General features: G+C 61.8%; 17 protein-coding genes and 2 pseudogenes. 6 read left to right on the forward strand and 13 right to left on the reverse strand.

Annotation, left to right across the window (positions count from 1 at the left end; translation table 11 throughout):
• Window positions 1–33 precede the first annotated feature (33 nt).
• From AC23D4_RS08075 to AC23D4_RS08090, 4 genes are all read left to right on the forward strand, one after another.
• Window positions 34–729, forward strand: a complete 696-nt coding sequence (locus AC23D4_RS08075) for a substrate-binding domain-containing protein (protein ID WP_472889561.1) — start codon at window positions 34–36, stop codon at window positions 727–729.
• 39 nt (window positions 730–768) lie between these two features.
• Complete coding sequence (locus AC23D4_RS08080) at window positions 769–1,887, forward strand: HPP family protein (RefSeq protein ID WP_472889560.1); 1,119 nt, start codon at window positions 769–771, stop codon at window positions 1,885–1,887.
• Between the two features lie 85 nt (window positions 1,888–1,972).
• The gene (gene serA / locus AC23D4_RS08085) at window positions 1,973–3,244 is read left to right on the forward strand and encodes a phosphoglycerate dehydrogenase (RefSeq protein WP_472889559.1); all 1,272 of its coding nucleotides are present in this window, start codon (window positions 1,973–1,975) and stop codon (window positions 3,242–3,244) included.
• A gap of 136 nt (window positions 3,245–3,380) precedes the next feature.
• The gene (locus AC23D4_RS08090) at window positions 3,381–3,665 is read left to right on the forward strand and encodes a hypothetical protein (protein ID WP_472889558.1); all 285 of its coding nucleotides are present in this window, start codon (window positions 3,381–3,383) and stop codon (window positions 3,663–3,665) included.
• Between the two features lie 30 nt (window positions 3,666–3,695).
• Here the strand turns inward: AC23D4_RS08090 and AC23D4_RS08095 are convergent, their stop codons facing one another.
• From AC23D4_RS08095 to AC23D4_RS08115, 5 genes and pseudogenes are all read right to left on the reverse strand, one after another.
• Complete coding sequence (locus AC23D4_RS08095) at window positions 3,696–4,064, reverse strand: DUF1428 domain-containing protein (protein ID WP_472889557.1); 369 nt, start codon at window positions 4,062–4,064, stop codon at window positions 3,696–3,698.
• A gap of 754 nt (window positions 4,065–4,818) precedes the next feature.
• Entirely contained in the window at window positions 4,819–5,001 is a 183-nt protein-coding gene (locus AC23D4_RS08100; protein WP_305335885.1) for a hypothetical protein, read from the reverse strand.
• Window positions 4,998–5,762 carry an IS21-like element helper ATPase IstB gene (istB, locus tag AC23D4_RS08105; RefSeq protein WP_472888557.1) on the reverse strand — a complete coding sequence of 255 codons (765 nt, stop codon included), beginning with the start codon at window positions 5,760–5,762 and terminating at the stop codon, window positions 4,998–5,000. The genes AC23D4_RS08100 and istB overlap by 4 nt, the downstream gene beginning before the upstream one ends.
• Complete coding sequence (gene istA, locus AC23D4_RS08110; protein WP_472890610.1) at window positions 5,749–7,260, reverse strand: IS21 family transposase; 1,512 nt, start codon at window positions 7,258–7,260, stop codon at window positions 5,749–5,751. Before istA ends, istB begins: the two co-directional genes overlap by 14 nt.
• 909 nt (window positions 7,261–8,169) lie before the next feature.
• Window positions 8,170–8,946 (reverse strand): annotated as a pseudogene (locus tag AC23D4_RS08115) (IS5 family transposase); the annotation flags it as partial.
• A 77-nt stretch (window positions 8,947–9,023) separates the two neighbouring features.
• Between AC23D4_RS08115 and AC23D4_RS08120 the strand changes: the two are divergent.
• On the forward strand, window positions 9,024–10,049 hold the full coding sequence (locus tag AC23D4_RS08120; protein ID WP_472890611.1) for an IS110 family RNA-guided transposase: 1,026 nt from the start codon (window positions 9,024–9,026) through the stop codon (window positions 10,047–10,049).
• A 269-nt stretch (window positions 10,050–10,318) separates the two neighbouring features.
• Here AC23D4_RS08120 and AC23D4_RS08125 read toward each other — a convergent pair.
• From AC23D4_RS08125 to AC23D4_RS08150, 6 genes and pseudogenes are all read right to left on the reverse strand, one after another.
• Window positions 10,319–10,516 (reverse strand): annotated as a pseudogene (locus tag AC23D4_RS08125) (transposase); the annotation flags it as partial.
• 403 nt (window positions 10,517–10,919) lie between these two features.
• The gene (locus tag AC23D4_RS08130) at window positions 10,920–11,903 is read right to left on the reverse strand and encodes an IS5 family transposase (RefSeq protein WP_472887108.1); all 984 of its coding nucleotides are present in this window, start codon (window positions 11,901–11,903) and stop codon (window positions 10,920–10,922) included.
• The gene (locus tag AC23D4_RS08135; protein WP_472889943.1) at window positions 11,900–12,307 is read right to left on the reverse strand and encodes a hypothetical protein; all 408 of its coding nucleotides are present in this window, start codon (window positions 12,305–12,307) and stop codon (window positions 11,900–11,902) included. The genes AC23D4_RS08130 and AC23D4_RS08135 overlap by 4 nt, the downstream gene beginning before the upstream one ends.
• An 88-nt stretch (window positions 12,308–12,395) precedes the next feature.
• A complete protein-coding gene (locus AC23D4_RS08140) occupies window positions 12,396–12,992 on the reverse strand; it encodes a hypothetical protein (protein WP_487623719.1) in 597 nt (198 codons plus the stop codon).
• Between the two features lie 77 nt (window positions 12,993–13,069).
• Window positions 13,070–13,867, reverse strand: a complete 798-nt coding sequence (locus AC23D4_RS08145; RefSeq protein WP_472889945.1) for a hypothetical protein — start codon at window positions 13,865–13,867, stop codon at window positions 13,070–13,072.
• A 20-nt stretch (window positions 13,868–13,887) separates the two neighbouring features.
• Window positions 13,888–14,484, reverse strand: coding sequence for a hypothetical protein (locus AC23D4_RS08150; RefSeq protein WP_472889946.1), 597 nt, complete (start codon window positions 14,482–14,484; stop codon window positions 13,888–13,890).
• 448 nt (window positions 14,485–14,932) lie between these two features.
• On the opposite strand from AC23D4_RS08150, the gene AC23D4_RS08155 reads away from it, so the two are divergent.
• Window positions 14,933–15,421, forward strand: a complete 489-nt coding sequence (locus AC23D4_RS08155; protein ID WP_472889947.1) for a hypothetical protein — start codon at window positions 14,933–14,935, stop codon at window positions 15,419–15,421.
• Window positions 15,422–15,601: 180 nt separating this feature from the next.
• Here AC23D4_RS08155 and AC23D4_RS08160 read toward each other — a convergent pair whose 3' ends face one another.
• A complete protein-coding gene (locus AC23D4_RS08160; protein WP_472889948.1) occupies window positions 15,602–17,356 on the reverse strand; it encodes a bifunctional protein-serine/threonine kinase/phosphatase in 1,755 nt (584 codons plus the stop codon).
• Between the two features lie 3 nt (window positions 17,357–17,359).
• Entirely contained in the window at window positions 17,360–18,604 is a 1,245-nt protein-coding gene (locus AC23D4_RS08165) for a type IV pili methyl-accepting chemotaxis transducer N-terminal domain-containing protein (protein ID WP_487623720.1), read from the reverse strand.
• Between the last annotated feature and the right edge of the window lie 36 nt (window positions 18,605–18,640).

The raw sequence follows: 18,640 nt of genomic DNA on the forward strand, positions 1-18,640 counted from the left end.
CCCTACAACCCTTGCACACCCGGAGCTGACCGCATGGCTTCCCCCATCCGCATCATTTCTTCCATGGCCACCAAGCAGGTGCTGGCCGACCTGATCGCCCTCTACCGGCAGGCGCACCCGGACACGGTCATCGAACTCGAATCCGTGGGCGGTGTGGACGCCGCCAAACGCGTGCAGGCCGGCGAAGCGTTCGACATCGTGGCCCTCGCGTCCAACGCGGTGGCCCAGCTCACCACCGACGGCAAGGTGATGGCCGGCAGCACCGTGGACGTGGTGCACTCCGGCGTGGCGCTGGCCGTGCGCCGCGGCGCGCCGCACCCCGATATCACCAGCGAAGCCGCCGTGAAACAGGCCGTGCTCGCCGCGCGCACCCTGGGCTATTCCACCGGCCCCAGCGGCGTGCAACTGGCCAAACTCTTCGAGCGCTGGGGCATCGCCGAACAGATCAAGGACCGCATCGTCACCGCCCCGCCCGGCGTGCCCGTGGGCTCGCTGGTGGCCCAAGGCGAGGTCGAGCTGGGCTTCCAGCAGCTGAGCGAACTCATGAGCCTCGAAGGCATCGACGTGCTCGGCCCCCTGCCCGCACAAATCCAGATCATCACCACCTTCTCGGCCGGCCTGGCCACGGCCTCCACGCAGCCCGAAGCGGTGCGTGCGCTGCTCGCGTTCCTGGTGTCGCCCGCCACCGGGCCAACGAAGCAACGCAACGGGATGGAGGCCGCAGGCTGATCCGGTCGGCGTTGACACACGGCCGCTGAAAGCCCGCCCTTGAATCCGCTGCTGAACTGGCTGCGTTCGTTCTACCCGGCCCCGCTGACCATCGGTCGCGGGGAGCTCTGGCTGAGCAGCGTGGGCGTGGGCCTCGGGCTGCTGTGCACCGACTGGCTCAGCCGCCACGCGCTGGGGACGTCCAGCGTCTGGTTCATCGCGCCCATGGGCGCTTCGGCGGTGTTGCTTTTTGCGGTGCCGGCGAGCCCGCTGGCGCAGCCCTGGTCCATCATCGGCGGCAACGTGCTCTCGGCGCTGATCGGCGTGGCCTGCCACCAGTGGCTCGGATCGACGGGCCTGGCCGCCGCGGTGGCGGGCACCGGCGCCGTGGCGGCCATGTTCGCGCTGCGCTGCCTGCACCCGCCCGGCGGCGCGGTGGCGCTCACGGCCGTGCTGGGTGGCCCGGCGATCCACGAGCTGGGTTTTGGTTTTGCGCTCTGGCCCGTGGCCGCCGATTCGGCGGTCATGCTGGCGCTGGCCCTGCTGTTCAACAACGCCATGGGGCGCAGCTACCCGCACCACGGCGTGGCCAAGAGCCGTCCCCACGACACGCGCGACCCGCTGCCCACCCAGCGCGCGGGCTACAACAAGGAAGATCTGGACGCCGCGCTGGCCTCGTTCGGCGAGCTGCTCGACATCGACCGCCACGACCTCGAAGAAATCATGACGCGCGCGCAACTGCACGCGCAGCGCCGCCACTGGGGCGGTGTGCGGTGCGAGGACATCATGTCGCGCGACGTGGTGAGCGTGGGCCCCGGTGATTCGGTGGACGAAGCCTGGGCCCGCCTGGCACACCACAAGATCAAGGCGCTGCCCGTGGTGGATGCCGGGCAGCATCTGGTGGGCATCGTGTCGCTGCACGACTTTTTCATCGGCCAGAGCGCGCCAGCCCCCAGCCGCGTGCCGCGCATGAACACCGCGCGCCGGGTCGAAGACATCATGACCCGCAAGGTGCGCACCGCCCGCCCCGAACAGGCCATCGCCGACCTGGTGCGCGGCTTCTCCGATGGCGGTCTGCACCACATGCCGGTGCTTGACGCGCAGGACCGTCTGGTGGGCATGATCACGCAGTCGGACCTGGTGGCCGCCCTGTTCATGGCCCCCGCCGGCCCGGCCTGAAACCCGCGGTGAATCCCCCGCGCGGCGCGGGGACGAAGGCCTCAAAAATGGCCTTGGGCGCCATACCCGACTACATTAGTCAACTATGAACGCCGCCACCACCACCCCGACCCAAGCCGTCCAGCCCGGCCCCAAGACCTCCATCGACAAGCACAAGATCCGCTTCCTGCTGCTGGAGGGCATCCACCCCTCGGCCATCGAAGTGCTGCGCGCGGCGGGCTACAGCCAGATCGAAAGCCTGCCCGGCGCCCTGCCCGACGATCAGCTCCTGGCCAAGATCGCCGACGCGCATTTCGTGGGCATCCGCTCGCGCACCCAGCTCACCGCCGAGGTGCTGAGCCACGCCCACCGCCTCGCCGCCGTGGGCTGCTTCTGCATCGGCACCAACCAGGTGGACCTGGCCGCGGCGCGCGAGCGCGGCATCGCGGTGTTCAACGCACCGTTTTCCAACACCCGCTCGGTGGCCGAGCTGGTGCTGGCCGAGGCCATCCTGCTGATGCGCGGCATCCCCGAAAAGAACGCCGTGGCGCACCGCGGCGGCTGGCTGAAATCGGCCAGCAACTCGTTCGAGATCCGCGGCAAGACGCTGGGCATCGTGGGCTACGGCGCCATCGGCACGCAGCTCTCGGTGCTGGCCGAAGCGCTGGGCATGAACGTGGTGTTTTTTGACGTGGCGACCAAGCTGCCGCTGGGCAACGCCAGGCCGCTCACCAGCCTGGACGAGCTGATGGCCACCGCCGACGTGGTGAGCCTGCACGTGCCCGAAACACCCGCCACGCAATGGATGATCGGCGCGGCGCAACTCGCGCGCATGAAGCCCAGCGCCGTGCTCATCAACGCCTCGCGCGGCACCGTGGTGCAGGTGGACGCGCTGGCCAGCGCGCTGCAAAACCAGGCCCTGCTCGGCGCCGCCATCGACGTCTTCCCCGAAGAACCGCACAGCAACAAGGACGTGTTCGAGTCGCCGCTGCGCGGCCTGGACAACGTGATCCTCACGCCGCACATCGGCGGCTCCACGCTGGAGGCGCAGGAAAACATCGGCATCGAGGTGGCGGAAAAGCTCGTCAAGTACAGTGACAACGGCACCTCCACCTCGGCCGTCAACTTCCCCGAAGTGGCCCTGCCCGCGCACCCCGGCAAACACCGCCTGCTGCACATTCACCGCAACGTGCCCGGTGTGCTCTCCGGTATCAACCGGGTTTTCTCCGATCACCAGATCAACATTTCGGCGCAGTATCTGCAAACGCGCGAAGACGTGGGCTACGTGGTGATGGACATCGACGCCGCGCACTCCGAGCTGGCGCTGGCCGAACTCGCGCGCGTGCCCGGCACCCTGCGCAGCCGCGTGCTGTTCTGAAGGCCGGCGCAGCGCGCTAGCCAGCCAACAACAGAATGCCCCCGAACGCCAGCGCAAAGACCCGGGTTGCGCTGGAAATCAACGGTTCCACAATGGTGCTGGCGCGGCACCGCGCGCCCCCAAGCATGAGCACAACATGTCCGAGAAATTGCACCCCATTTCCCCCGCATCGAGCGACAGCCCCGCCCTGAGCAACGCCGAGCTGGTGCAACTGCGCGTGCGCGTGGTCGCGCTGGAAAACATGGTCATCGCCCTGCTGGCCAACGCACCGCCCGAGCAACAGGCGCTGGCGCGCGAAATGGCCAGCTACATCTCGCCCCGGCCGGGCTACACGCCCCACACGGTCACCATCCACGCGGCCGAACAGATGCGCAGCCTGGTCGATAGGGCGGACCGGTTCCAGCCCATGCAGCCGAGCTGAAGAGACTCGCGGTCAGACCCCGGCCGCCACTCAAACCTTCACTTCGACCACCTGTTCGAAGCCGCCGAAGATCATGCGTTTGCCGTCGAAAGGCATCGGCGGGTTGCCGGGTGTGGACGGATCCATGCGCGGGTCTTCCATCATCTTCTTCATGCCCGCGTCGCGCGTGGCCTTGTCCGGCCATTCGACCCACGAAAAGGCCACCGTCTCATCGGCCGTGGCCTGGACCGCGCGGCGGAAGTCGGTGACCTTGCCGTCGGGAACGTCATCACCCCACCCCTCGATCACCCGGATGGCGCCCAGCTCGATGAACAACGAGTCGAAATGGCGCGCGTGCTCGATGAACTTCTGCTTGTTGGCGGTGGGCACCGCGATCACGAAACCATCGATGTATGACATGTCTTCACTCCTGTTGGGTTGATCGGTCAGCGTCCGCCTGTTGACGCCCCGTACCCCTTCGACGAACAACGGGGTGCCAAATCGACATGGCCTGCCCCAGCAGGAGAACACTCGCCCTGTGGGGGCGCTGCTAGAGCAGTGCCGCTGCAGCATGTCTGCCAGGTCGCCCGCCGCTGCGCTACCGGCCATGAGCGGCCAATGCTCAAAGCGAAAAGCAGTCGATCAACGTCCGAGCTGACCGACCTGCCTTAGCGGATCCGGTTGAGCGTAGGTTAGGAATCAACGCGCCGGAACTTGAGGCCAGCATGAGGATGACCACTCTCTCGGCTGAGACGGTATGTCCTCTCCCCCGCTCTGCCAAGCCCATCAACAAAACTAAGGACAAGAAGAAAATTGCCTTCTTCTAGCGGCGTTGATGTTCTACACGTGCCGTATGGCTGAGTCCTTGTTCGAATAGGGATGATGTTCAAAACCGGAGCGGTGAAGGGCGTTGAGGGCATGGATCTCGCGACATGAAACCGCCGTGCCCGTTTCGATCAGTTTCCACTGTTAGCGGCGATCTAAACCCGCGTAAATCTGGCGGCGGTAAATGGTGACGGAATCCGGTGGTCATTTGTGGCGGCGGATTCTGGTGGCGGCTTTCGGTGCTGAGTGCGCCACCAACAGCAAGGGCCCCGTCAGGGGCCCTTGCTGTTGGCGTGGGAGATTCGTCGTTGTTCAGAACGGCAACTCCGGGTCAAAGTCGTCCAGCGATTCACTGTGTCACGCGCTGCTCGCGCAGCAGGTTCTGGATGACCCGGCCGTAATGGGTCCAGACGCGATCGCGCAGATCATCAAGCAACTCCATCACCGCCAAGGCCTGCTCTGGTGTCCAGGTGTCGTCCACCGTGAAGGGCAGCCCATGGTGCAGTCCTGAAGGCGGGTGCCACGGCTTCATGCTGTTTCCTTCGACGGTTTGCGCTTTGCGGTGCGCGCCCGGGCGCGTTCTTGTGCCTCCTTGTGCCGGTACGACTGGCCCTTGATACCGACAATTTCGGCGTGGTGGACCAGGCGGTCCACGAGTGCGACCACGCAGGCCGCGTTGGGGAACACTTCACCCCACTCGGCAAACGATTTGTTCGTGGTGATCAGCGTGCTCTTGTGCTCGTGGCGCCGGCTGATCAACTCGAACAGCAGATCGGCATAGCGGCTGGAATACGACAGATACCCGACCTCATCAATGGCCAGGAGCTCTGGCCTGGCGTAGTGGCGCAGCCGGGTGCGCAGTGCCGAATCGCTGTCCAGACTGGCCAGCTCGCCCAGCAGCTTGCCGGCGGTGGTGAACAGGACGGTGTGTCCCTGCAACACCGCCTGGTGCGCAATGTTCTGCGCGATCGTGGTCTTGCCGACCCCGGAGGGCCCCACCAGGATGGCGTTGCTGGCGTTTTGCAGGAACTGCAGCGTCATCAGCTCGCTCACGCTGGCCTGGTCAATCTGCTCGGGCCAGCGCCAGTCGTAATCCACCAAGGGCTTGAAGCGCCCGATGCGCGCACTGTGCAGGCGCCGCTCCATGGATCGGCGGGTTCTCTCCTGCTCTTCCCAGTCCAGCAATGTGCCCACCCAGGGTTCGGTGCAGCAGGTACTCCAGTTGGCCAGCACCCCGTGCAGTTGCAACGCCTGGGCGCGGTGTTTGAGTGTGGCCGAATCAGTTGCTGGCATCGTCACTCTCCTGCGTGAGACGGTCATAGCTGTCCAGGCTGTGGGGGCGCACGGCGATGTCGCGCGCGCGCACCTGCGCGGACAGGGCCACGCCCAGCGGGGGCGGGGTTTGCTGCTGGCGCTGGCGTTGGCGTTGGTGTTGCAGCGCCAGACGAACCGCATGGGGGTGCGGCACACCGCGGCTCATGGCATCGGCGACGGCGGCCGTCATCTGCGTGCGTCCATGCACATCCAGGAGTTCCTGCAACTCACGGGCGATGCGTCCCAGCGGCTCACCCCGCTTGGCCGCCTCTGTCAGCAAATCCTGCACCTGAGGCAGCGCGTGCACCAGGCGGTCCGTGTCGCGATGGGCTCGCGCGGCTCGCTTGTGCTGCACCAGTTCCTGCACATGGGCCTCGATCTCGATCTGCTGAGCCTTGTCCCAGCAACGCGGGTGCGTGGCCAGTGCCTGCTGGCCGTCCAGAATACGCACCTCATGCAGGCTGGCGTGCACGCTCAGGCTGCGCTGTACGTGGGTGTGGGGGATGGAATAGTCGTTCAGGTCAAAGCGAACATAGGGTGTCTTGGCCGCTGTCACGCCGCGGATCTCATCGCAACAAAACGGTGTGACCGGGATGTCCATCAGGTGCGCCTTCTCTTGGTCAAAGGCCTGCTGCACCGACAGCTGGGAGTCCTCGGGGCAGCGCCGAGCGCTGGCTGCCCCGTTCACCCAGGCATCGGCCTGGGCATTGAGATCGTCGAGGCCGTCAAAGGTGCGTCCCTCGAAGAAGGCCGTGCGGATGTAGCGGATGGCCCGCTCCACGCGGCCCTTCTCATTGCCCCGGGCCGGGGCCACGGGCCTGGCCTCGAAGCGGTAGTGCGCCGAGAGTGCCAGCAAGGTGGGATTGAAGCGGATGGCCTGCCCCCTGCGTTCGAGCACCGCGCTCTTGAGGTTGTCGTACAAGACGACCCTGGGAACGGACTCCCAGGATTCAAAGGCCTGGACGTGGCCGCGCAGGAAGTTCTCCATGTGCGCGCCCAGGAAGAAGCGCAGGAAGATGCGTCTGGACCAGGACAGGACCATCACAAAGGCCATCAGGGGTCGCCTGGCTTGCCCGATCTGGATGTGGCCGAAGTGGCCCCAGTCGCATTGCCCCTGTTCACCGGGCAAGGTGCGCAGGCGCAAGTAGGCCTGTGCTGGGGGGCGTGGACGGTGCCTGGCGACGATGTGGCGAAAGTGGTCGGGGCGTCCCTCGTAACCGCGCTCGGCGACCATGGTGTGCAACCGGCTGGCCGTGAGGTTGGGGAACTGCTTCAGGGTCTCTTCAATAAAGGGCAGGTAGGGGCTCACGCCCGAGGTGCGTTGTGCGGGCACTATGGGGGCGGCGCCGGCCTGGGTGAGCACGCGCATGACGGTCTCGCGGTGCACGCCCAGCTGGGACGAGATCGTTCCCACCGGCCAGTGCTCGGCGTGGTGGTAGCGCAGGATCTGCGCCGTGAGTTCAGGTGAAATGGCCATGTGAGTCGGTACTCCATACGGATGGTTTCGATGGGCGACGAAAGCGGCAACGCAAATAGTCCAGGCGTACAAAATTCGAGACCGAACGGCCGCAAAACTGGCACTTGCAGCGTTGACTTGCGTCTGGGATCAGAGCGGTTGTTTCGCCGGGTGGGAGTACATCAGTGCAGGGCGGTGGTGGGCTACCCTGATGCGTCACTGTTTGCTGGCGCGCCCTCCATTGCCCCTGGCGTCTGGCGTGAGCGTGACGGCCCTTGCGGCTGTCCTGGTAGCGTTTGCCGGCTGCGCGCTGGGCGCCACTTCTGGCCTGGTGCGAGCAGGCCGCGCTGCAGTAGCGCTGGCCGCGGTCGCAGTGGCTGCAGATGAGCACAGGGCAGCGGCACAGGGCGCACACAAAGCGTCTGGGCGGTGGTGACGGCGCGGGCTGGGCAGTGGGCATGGGCGCTCCATTCCCATGCGTGAGCCCATGCTATGGACAGCCACGCCCGCTTCGTGAAATACTGACAGCGGCAACGGCGCCCTCCAAAGCGGTGGGTCTCGGGGCGCGACAGTGGGTTTACCGGAAAGTGACTGTCACTGTCGCGCCTGCTTCTTACACGGGTAGGCGATATGTAACGCAAAACACCAGCGCTGCGCCATACCCCTGCGCTGACTCATGCCCGCCATGCCACGGCCAAAGCAGGCACGCCCCCCCCCCGGCACACCTCAGTGCCCTGCAGAACGGGCACCCCCCATTCAACTCAAAGGAAGTTCAAGGCATTCAGCTGACTGAAGCGGGTGAACGCGTCTGGCTTGCTCCCGACACCAGATTTACGCGGAAACTGACAGCCGTTCACATCCACCGTTCAAAGGTCGATTTACCGGCCTTTCGGGGCCTCATCGAGGCCCATGGGCGCGTTGCAGGCGCACTCATCCCTGCGCCTTCTGCAAAAGCCGGTGCCGCGCCATCCACAAGTTGGAAAGTGCGAACAGCGTGTGCAGTTGCGCCGTGTTCTTGGCCAATCCGCGGTAGCGCACCTTCACAAACCCGAACTGGCGCTTGATCACCCGAAACGGGTGCTCCACCTTGGCCCGGATGCTGGCCTTCACATGTTCGAGCTTGTCCATGATCGCGCCCATGGGCGTGCTCTTGTCCAACGCTTTGCGTTTGCCCGGGCGCATGGCCACGTGCCAGTTGGCATTGATCGCCTGCGTCTCCTCGCGCTTGGCCACACCCTGGTAGCCTGCGTCAGCGAACACATCGCTCTCTTCACCATGCACCAGCGCGCTGGCCTGCGTCACGTCGTTGACGTTGGCCGCTGTGCCCACCATCGTGTGCACCAGTCCCGAATCGGCATCCACGCCAATGTGCGCCTTCATGCCGAAGTGCCATTGGTTTCCCTTCTTCGTTTGGTGCATCTCAGGATCACGCTCGCCGCTGCTGTTCTTGGTCGAGCTGGGTGCGGCGATCAGCGTGGCGTCGATGGCTGTGCCGTTCTTGAGCAGCAGCCCTTTGGCGGCCAGCGTGCTGTTGACGGTGGCCAGTATCTGCAGGCTGAGTTGGTGCTCTTCGAGCAGGTGGCGAAAGCGCAGGATGCTCACGCGATCCGGAATGCGCTCGCTGCCCGAGAGACCAGCGAAGTCACGGTACAGCGGCGTCTCGAACAGGGCTTCTTCCATGGCCAGGTCCGACAGGCCGAACCACTGCTACTGAGATGGACCCGACGCCACCCTCCGGCGAAACTGTGTGTCCCTCATCAACCGTTGAAATGCGGAGGTTCATCATGGAAATCGACATCCTGGGGATCGACCTTGCTAAACGTGTGTTTCAACTTCACGGAGCAGACCGCCGAGGTCAGGCGATGCACCGATCCAAAGTATCGCGCCCAGCTCTGATGGAAACGATTCGTCAACTTCGTCCACGAACCATCGCTATGGAAGCCTGCAGCTCCGCACACCACTGGGCCAGGCAGTTCCAAGCACTGGGCATTGAGGTCCAGCTCATCAGCCCCCACTACGTCAAACCGTTCGTCAAAACGAACAAGAACGACAGGAACGATGCCGAGGCCATTGTTGAGGCTGCTTGCCGCCCAAGCATGAACTTCGTACCTGTCAAATCTGTTGAGCAACAAGACATTCAGGCAGTTCATCGTGTTCGTGAGCTGTTGGTGCACCAGCGCACAGCCCTGATCAACCAGGCAAGAGGGCTGCTCGCTGAGCGCGGGATCATCATCGCCAAGTCACCTGCGGCGTTCAAACGCTCCATTCCCGACATCCTCTCGGAGCCGGATGGGGAGCTGACCACGTTCTGCCAGTCCTTGCTGACCATGCTTCTTGAGCAGTTCCGAGTGATCGAAAACCAGATAGGTAGAGCCGAGGACTGGATCACATCCTTCATGAAGAACTCGGCTCTGTGCCAACGACTCGCAACCATTCCTGGTGTGGGAGCCATTACGGCAACGGCAATCGTTGCGGCGGTGGGGGACGCCAAAGCGTTCAAGAATGGACGACATCTCGCTGCGTGGATCGGGTTGGTTCCACGGCAACACTCATCAGGCGGAAAGAACCGTCTGCTGGGCATCAGTAAACGCGGTGACGGCTATCTGCGGACATTGCTTATCCACGGGGCGCGATCGGTACTGATCCGTGTTGCCTGCAAATCTGATGCGCGAAGTCGCTGGCTGCAGGAATTGATTGCCCGGCGTGGGTACAACCGTGCGACGGTTGCGCTGGCAAACAAGAACGCACGGATCATTCAGGCGATGTTGAGTCACGAGACCAACTACTGCCCCGCGATGGTTGCGGCGTAGCTGCGACCGTGTTCAAAAACAAAAAAAGGGAGAGCACCCGCACTGGTTTGCGAAGCCTCTTAAACGTGATGACACAACCGGTTAGACCAGCGTTCCGGGAGCCTGCACTTTCTGTCGGCTGATCACTCAAGCCGAACTGCTGCTAAGGACGGAACGCGCGGATCTCATCAAGGCTGCGGGCATGCATCGACGACTGCCCATCAGCAAGCCGTATACATGTGTGCAGACCGTTGAACATCACCAAAAGGGGCTTGCAAAAGGCGTCGGGTCCATACATGCAAAAAATGAATGCGCAGCATGGTCTCGTGTGCAAATGGCGGGCGCCCCGTGCTGGCAACCGGCGCGGCCGCTGCAATCAGCGCAATGAGTTCGCGCCACGGCACCACCAGTTCCATCTCGTCGAGGAACACAGCCTTGCGCGTGCGCCTCGTGCTCAGGTTCAGTCCCAGCTCCGCTTGTTTCTTCATGACGCCATTGTTCCTCGCCTCGCACCTTCAGACCATCGGGGACTGCACGGGGTTTTGAACACAATCCATAGCGGAAGGAACGCGATGACTCGCCAGCCAATCTCCAAAAAGTTGATCTTCCCCGATTTCGCACCTGCGCTTTCGTCCAGTAACAGACTAGTAGTCCTTTAGATCATCAGGGATCACGGGGATGGATGATTTTTCGACTGTAAGTTTCATTGCAATTTCATCGCATTTCTTTAGTAATGAAAAATCAATTTCCTTTAGGGAAGGTCTGCACAACACCCGCCGCAGCGTGAGTTGAAGCATCCGATTTCAGATGATGGTGATTGCAGGCTCGCAAGGTCGGTTTGAAAGGCGATTTCGCCCCGTTTTGCGGTCCTCTGGCCATCTGCAGGCGCACTCATCCCCGCATCTCCTGAAGCAACGTGCGCCGCACCATCCACAGGTTGGACAGCGCGAACAGCGTGTGCAGTTGCGCCGTGTTCTTGGCCAGTCCCCGGTAGCGCACCTTCACATGCCCGAACTGGCGCTTGATCACCCGAAACGGATGTTCGACCTTGGCCCGGATGCGCGCCTTGGCCTGCTCCAACTGGTCCATGATCGAGCCCATCGGCGTGCTCTTGTCCAGTACCTTGCGCTTGCCCGGTCGCATGGCCACATGCCAGTTGACCGTAATGCCTTGCGTCTCTTCCCGTTTGCCCACGCCTTGGTAGCCCGCGTCGGCAAAGACGTCCGTCTCTTCCCCGTGCACCAGTGCGTGCGCCTGCGTCACGTCATTGACGTTGGCCGCTGTGCCCACCACCGTGTGCACCAAGCCCGATTCCGCATCGACACCAATGTGCGCCTTCATCCCGAAGTGCCACTGATTGCCCTTCTTGGTCTGGTGCATCTCGGGGTCACGTTCACCGCTGCTGTTCTTGGTCGAGCTCGGCGCGGCGATCAGCGTGGCATCGACTACCGTGCCGCTTTTGAGCAGCAACCCCTTGGCTGCCAGCGTGGCGTTGACGGTGGCCAGGATCTGCAAGCTCAGGTTGTGCGCTTCGAGCAGGTGGCGAAATCGAAGAATCGTGCTCTCGTCGGGCAGGTTGTCTTCACCCGCATCCAGGCCCACGAACTCGCGGAACAGTGCCATGTCGTACAGCGCCTCTTCCATAGCCGGGTCTGAGAGGTTGAACCACTGTTGGATGAAGTGGATGCGCAGCATGGTCTCAACGGCGAACGGTGGGCGTCCGCCCTTGGCGCCAGGGGCGGGTGCGAGTGGCGTGATCAGCGAAACCAGTTCGGCCCAAGGCACCACCAGGTTCATCTCGTCGAGGAACTCGCGTTTGCGCGTCCTCTTGGTCTTGCGCTCGAATCCGCTCTCGCCCAGGCTCATTTGCTTCATGACGTCACTGTCTCACATCGGGCAAGGGGCGCCGAGGTTTTGCAGACCTTCCTTAGTCGACGATCTTGTGAGTTTATTTTATTTAGAAGCTTTACTAGCACAACAAGCAGCGATTCCTTGATTTTTTCGCTCATCAAATTCCGTCCGGAATCTAAGACTTCATAAGCAAATGCTGTGGCGCTCGCGGCAAGAGTCAGCTTGTGAGGAAGACCTCCTATTTTGTTCGCTGCCTCAAGATCATTTATGTACTTTTCACAGAAACTTTCAATTATTTGGTTTGCCTCTTTGGCGGGATCTGGGTAGATGCCAGGAATTCCTGAGTTGTAATGCTCAAGCTCAAGCTCTTTCTGCAAACATACAGCAGCTTGAGATTTGACAAGCAAAAGCTTTATTCCGAACAGCATAAAAAAGCACCTCTGTGAAACTAAATAAATTTAAATATACCATACGAAGGTAATGATTTGATTGCGGTGACTGTTTAGGAGACATCGCCTAAACCAAGCACCTCTCTTGCTTTAATTTTTTCTCAATGTACACATCCACAGACTCGGGAAGTAATTGATCATTTATCAGCAACAAGGCACGTAACAAGTGCTCGCGAATTCCTGATCTTGAGCGCTTGTCGTGAGCAGCGTCTATCGCCTGACTTATATCAGTCAGTATCTCTTCCAATCTTTTGCATAGGTCATGATCGGCCATCTCTTCGTAGACGATGTCATCAATGACCCAATGCATTGTTGGCGCATTGTCACTAGAGCAAGGGCAGATTTCGAATCTGTTTCCTTGGTACAGTTGACCTCCACCCCAAAAGTACCCTGCACCTTTGTAAGGAATGGTCAGTCCGTAGGTGTTGCTGGTAGGATAATCTACATGCTTGGAATTTTGGCAATTGGCGTGCCTGGTCACTATGTAGATACCGAATTCTCTGACGCCTTGCAGATGGTTGCGGAGTAGATTTTCCAGCCGCCCTTTAATGATGTAGTTAGGGGTGGAGTCGTCCCACTGAATGCCACCCCCAGAGTTTTTAACCCCAGAAATAATTTCTAAAATCTCCGACCGCAGGTCCAAAAAGTACTTGAATGTCATCATGTTACTGAAAGCTTTCTTTTTTAATTCAATTGCTTAACTAAAAATCAGCCCTAATTAGAGGGCGGTTTCAAGAATTTCTACCCCAACACGAATTCTTCTTCCTCTGGTTCGAACACAAGGTCCTCTCCAGTCCACTTCGCGAACCAATAGCTAGTCCGGACGCGAGCGCCCTGCGGGTAATCCTTTACAAAATCTTCGATGATGTCTTCAACGAAAACCAACGTGTTATTGGGTAGGTCCGGGGGCAAGAGGTAGGCAGCGATTGGAGAGGCAGGTCCCTGAGGACAAAAAGCGAACATAGGCAGCACGAACTCTTCGTGCGCGTTTTCCTGCCTCGTCGGGTTGTCCTTGCTGTTGTTCCAATTGATGAAGCCGGCGATCCTCTGGTCATTGCATACGTGCAGTTCGCCGGTTTCACGGTCGCGGTACACGCCCATGATGTCGCGCAGATCCTTGCCGCTTCCAGCCTGTCGGAATAACAGTCTGAATTTGTTTGCAGCGGCAAAATTCATGTCCTCCAACGTGCGTGCGGTGCGAACAATTGGAATCGGTGATGTTCCTTTGACCTTTTCCCTCAACTCTGGGTTTCGCAGGTAGATGTACTGCTTCGGCTTGCTGATGTGGACCACGTTCCTGGCAACATTGGTGGCAAAGAAGCACACGTCGGGGTTCTGCTGCACTGCCCCCAGTGCTTGCTCATCGCTCATGTAGGCTAGGTTCTTGACCTCGGTCTTGCAGTGCATGCAACGAAAGCTGCGTTCAGGCTCTGCCGCGCTCACGTTTCTTGCCAGTTGTGTGGCCAGCGGACAGTGAACGTCCTTGATGAACTCGCCCTCGTCGGTATAAAGGCGCTGGGTTTCGGTGATGTAGATCATGGTTTAGGTCTCCAGGGGTTTCATGCCAGCTCGGCCAGGTGTTGCTCGAGCCAGGTCTTGACGTCTTCCAACGTCTGCAGATGTGGTTTCTCTCCGTCCCATCCACCGGCAAGGCAGTTACCAGTCGGACTGAATAGATCCCAGCCCGTCAGCCGCACCTGCACGGTAGAGTGGGCTTGCTGCGGGCACTTCAGATGCAAGGTAAAAACCGCTTCGCGAGCCATGTAGCTCACACCGTCGATTTCGATGACGACCTCCCGCGCAAGGGTCGATTCACGCGTACCTGTGTCCACTGGTTTCGGTGAATGCGCTGGACGCTCCCCCATCGCCTTGACTTTCCACTGGTTTAGCAGGGCCAAACGCTTCGGGCATCGGGTTTCTGGGCAGGTCAATGTGGCAAAGGTGGAGCAATCCACCCGGCTTTGACCGAACCAGTACCGCAGCTTGGGGTTGCCGTGGCGATCGGCCAGCAGCGTCACCCGCGCCAGGACACTGGTTTCCGGGTGTGACACCATCCGCTCGCAGGCATTGTTGAGCGGGGAGTTTTCCCACTCTTGCATCAATTGCTGTTCGATCTCATTCATACCTTGCATGACGGTCACTCCTTCGTGTTTCATTTGCCCATGAAAAAACCGCCGTGTTCAGCGCCACAAAAAGCACTGAAGGAACGGTCGGTTCAACGAGTTCAAGAATGCCCTGTCAGCTGAGCTTGGACAATGGAAAGTCCTAGCGATGCGACAGGTATTTCCTTGACAATCATAAAAAAACAATGCTAGAGAATCCACCCGCGCAAGAACGCACCGTTGGTGCGGCCCTAGAACGTGTACAAAACCTTTCACAGGCTGTGATGGAGCTTCTGGGCGAAGTGGAACGGCTACCAGCGCCGAAGCCGAGTAAAGACCAAGATGTATTTCGCCAAGCGCTTGGGCGAACTGGTCATTACATGCACGTTTGTGCGTCTGTTGGTGGAGTTGAATGTGCGTATGGCTCTACCCAACCACTTCGCGCAACAATCTGATGTATCCTATACGTAGAATGATTTAATAATTTTCACCGTCGCTTGAAATGAAAAACAAAGTCTATCAATTCTTGTACTGCCATAAAACGGGAAGTAAATTTCTACTTGAGAACGGCTGGTCAATGCCTGCGTTTTTAGGTGGTGTCGCTTGGGCAGCAGGGAAAGGTGTGTTTGGATACTATTCAGTCGCATCTTTTGTGACTGCAGCTTTGGCTTTGGCTAGCATCCTTCTAGATAACAATTTTCTGATCGCTATTATTTGCGTTCTCGGGCTGCATTGGTATATCGGCGAGTCTGGAAATCGAACTCTCATGAAGGAAGTCATCAAAAAATGGAATCTCGAATTTCCCAATAACAAGCTGACCAACATGGGGGGTATTGAGGCATCTAGCTGGCACGACGCCTGCACCCAAGCAGATAATGACATTGCGCGTGAAAAAAAGTTTGCTGAGATTCTGAGTTTGCAGGACGAGAAGACGATCCAGCAAGCTCTTGGGATACTTGATGAGTTGAATGGTCAGGGTGATCGATTCTGAATCGCTCGCAACTTCAGGTGCAGATAGACATTTGAACTTCGCGACTCACATCTCGACTGCACGCTTTAATCGACGGCTCCAGCTGAAACTCCACTGACCTTTTCGGGTCGACAACCGCCCCCCGCAATGCGCAATCAATCAAATTCCAGCCATGCTGAAAACGCGGACGCACCGCCCGCCCTACTTCGGCAAAAACAGCAACCAATAAACCAACAGCAAATTGAACAGCACGCTGAAGCCCAGCAGCAGTTTCCACAACATCGTCGGGTCGCGTTGTAGCAGCGCCGAAGCGGGCGGCACGGTGAGTGGGCGCGAGGCGCCGCGCTCCAGCGCGAGCAGGAACTCTTCGGCGGTTTCGAAGCGCTGGCTTTTGTCGCGCGCCACGGCTTTGAGCAGCACGTGGTCCAGCCAGATCGGCACTTCGGGGTTGTGGCGGCTGGGGGCGGTGGGGTCGCGGTAGTAGCGGCCGAGCTGATAGGGCAACACCTCGCCGTAGGGCAGCTTGCCGGTGAGCAGCTGGTAGAGCGTGACGCCGAGCGCGAACAGGTCGCTCTGGGCATCGGGCAGTTCGGGTTCGCCTTCGGTGGCGTGGCCGTTGGCGGCCTTGCTGTGGTGGCCCCACTGCTCGGGGTTGATGTAGCTGGGCGTGCCGGCGTGCAGGCGGCGCATGCTCTCGGGCTCGCGCCCGCTGAGGGCGACGCCGAGGTCGAGCACGCGCAGCACGCCGTCGTCGCCCTGGTGCAGGTTGGCGGGTTTGATGTCGCGGTGGATCACGCCCTGGCGGTGCAGCAGGCCGAGCACGCGCAGGGTCTGCATGGCGGCGCTCACAGCCTGCAGGGCGCCGAGTTTGTGTTGCTGGTCCAGCGTCTGCTGCAGGGTTTCGCCGCCGTGCCAGTCGTAGAGCAGGTAGTAGGCCGAGCGCGCCTGGCCGGTGGGCAGGTGTTCGTGCACCTGGACCAGGTTGCCGGCGGCGCGGGACGACTGCATGCGTTTGGCGAGCCAGGCTTCGTGCGCGAGCATGGCGCGTTCATCCTGATCGTGCGCGCGGGCGGGGTTGAGGGTCTTGAGGGCGTAGAGGCTCTGGGTGGCGGGGTCGCGCAGCTGGTAGATGAGGTTGATGCCGTTGTCGGCCACCAGCGCGGTGACGGTGAAGCCGTCGATGGCTTCACCCACGCGCAGGCGCGGCGGTATAGGCAGGCTCTGGGCGGCGCGGTTGGCGTCGTGCAGGTTGGCGTCGAGCAGGCCCAGCACGCGCACGACGACGGCGGTGAGGTTGTCGTCGCTGCCGGCGGCGTGGGCGGTGTCCACCAGCCAGCGGGCAGCTTCCTGCGCGGTGGGCAGGGCGGCGCATTCGCGCCAGCGGCGCTCGGGCAGGCGGCCGTGCACGCCGTCGGTGAGCAGCACGAAGCTGTCGCCGACCTGCAGTTCGCCCTGCAGGTAGTCCACGACGAGGTGGTCTTCGGCACCCACGGAGCGCAGCAGCTGGTGTTTGAAGTCGGGGTGGTTGACGACGTGGTCGTGCGTGAGCTGCAGGGTGTGCCCGTCGCGCAGCAGGTAGCAGCGCGAATCGCCCACATGGGCGAGGGTGTACGACTGGCCGCGCAGCACCAGCGCGGTGAGCGTGGTCAGGCCCATGGCGGGGTGGCGGCGGCGGTTGATGCCGGCGAGCCAGGCGTTCTGGGCGCCGATGATGCGGTCGAGCGCGACGGTGGTGTCCCAGGTTTCGGGGGTGCCGTAGTAGTCGCGCACGAGGCTGGTGACGGTGGTCTGCGCGGCTTCGCGGCCCATGCCACCCGCGCTCACCCCGTCGGCGATGGCGACGATGGAGCCCATGTCTTCCTGCCCTTCGGCGGGCAGCATGGCGGCGCAGAAGTCTTCGTTCACGGCTTTGCGGCCCGTGAGGGAAACAAAGCCGATGTCGAGTTCAAAGGCCATGCGTCAACCCATCAACATCTGCATGCTGCGCTCGTATTGGGCGGACAGGGCTTCGAAGTTTTCGAGCAGGCTTTCGCTGGCGGTGGCCAGGCCCTCGAGCCGCAGCAGGCGGTCGCGGCCGGCCGGGCGGTGCACGTGGTCGGCGCCCGCGAGCAGCGCCTGCCAGCCCTGGGTGGCGTCCTCCAGCGTGCGGCGGATCTCGGGCGTGGACAGGGGCAGGCCATTCAGGTAGGCAAGGCCCTGCTCAAACGCCTGGCGCGCGGCTTCCATGGCGGCCTGGTGTTGCAGCAGGGGCTCGCCACGCTCCAGCAGACCCAGCAGCGCGAGCTTGGCAAAGCGCTGCGACAGCATGCGCTGGCGCCCGGCCATGTTGAGCATGCGCAGCGGGCTGACGGAACCGGCGCTTTCCAGACTGGCGGTCAGGCGTTCGGCGTCCTGCAGCAGCTGTTCGGCGAGCGCGTTGATGGGGCCAACCTGCTCGTGCGCGGGCTCGACCTTGAGCGCTTTCTTCAGGACTTTCCAGGTGACCACCACGCGGTCCAGCAGATCGCCGAAAGTGGGCTGCGAGAGGTTCTTGCCGAGCAGCGCGAGGTTGGCGTCGATGCGCTGGGCCGACTCGGTCTGCAGCGTCAGGTGGCGCGCGGCCTGCACGCCCGCGAGCCTCAGCAGCCAGTGTTTGACCAGGCGCTGCGACAACATGCGCAGCTGCCCGGCGCGGTTCACGCCTTCGGCAAAGTGCGCCGACTGGATGATGTGCTGCGCCACCTGGCCGAGGCGCTGGTTGCTGTGCATCGAAGCGGTGCGCAGGATCTCGAAGGCGGCGTCGTCGCTGACCTGGCGCGCGCTCATCAGGATGCCTTTGGCGCGCTCCACGGCCTTGCGCTCCTCAAAGCGCGTGGTCACGTCCTTCAGTTCGTCGAGCAGGGCCTGCTCGCGGCGAAAGCGGGCCTGGGCCAGCTGCAGCAGCGGGCGCAGGCGCTGCGCGCTGTAGCCGTTGACCACCCAGGCGTGGATGCCCGAGGCCACCGCGCGCTCGATGCGGGCGGCGTCGCCGTCGTGCGTGAACACGATCACCGGGCACGGGGCCACGCTGGCCAGCGTTTTGAGGGTCTCAAACAGCGCGTCGCCGGGCTGCGGCACCTCGCCAATCACCAAGTCTGGTGCATGGCGCACCACGCCCTGCACCAATTTGCTGCCCGCAACCAGCACGGCGAGCACCTGGACCCCGCAGGCTTCCAGGTCGTTCACCAGCGGCTGAGGGCTTGCTGAGCCTTCGAGAAAAAC

The organism is Hydrogenophaga sp. L76 (assembly GCF_057654755.1).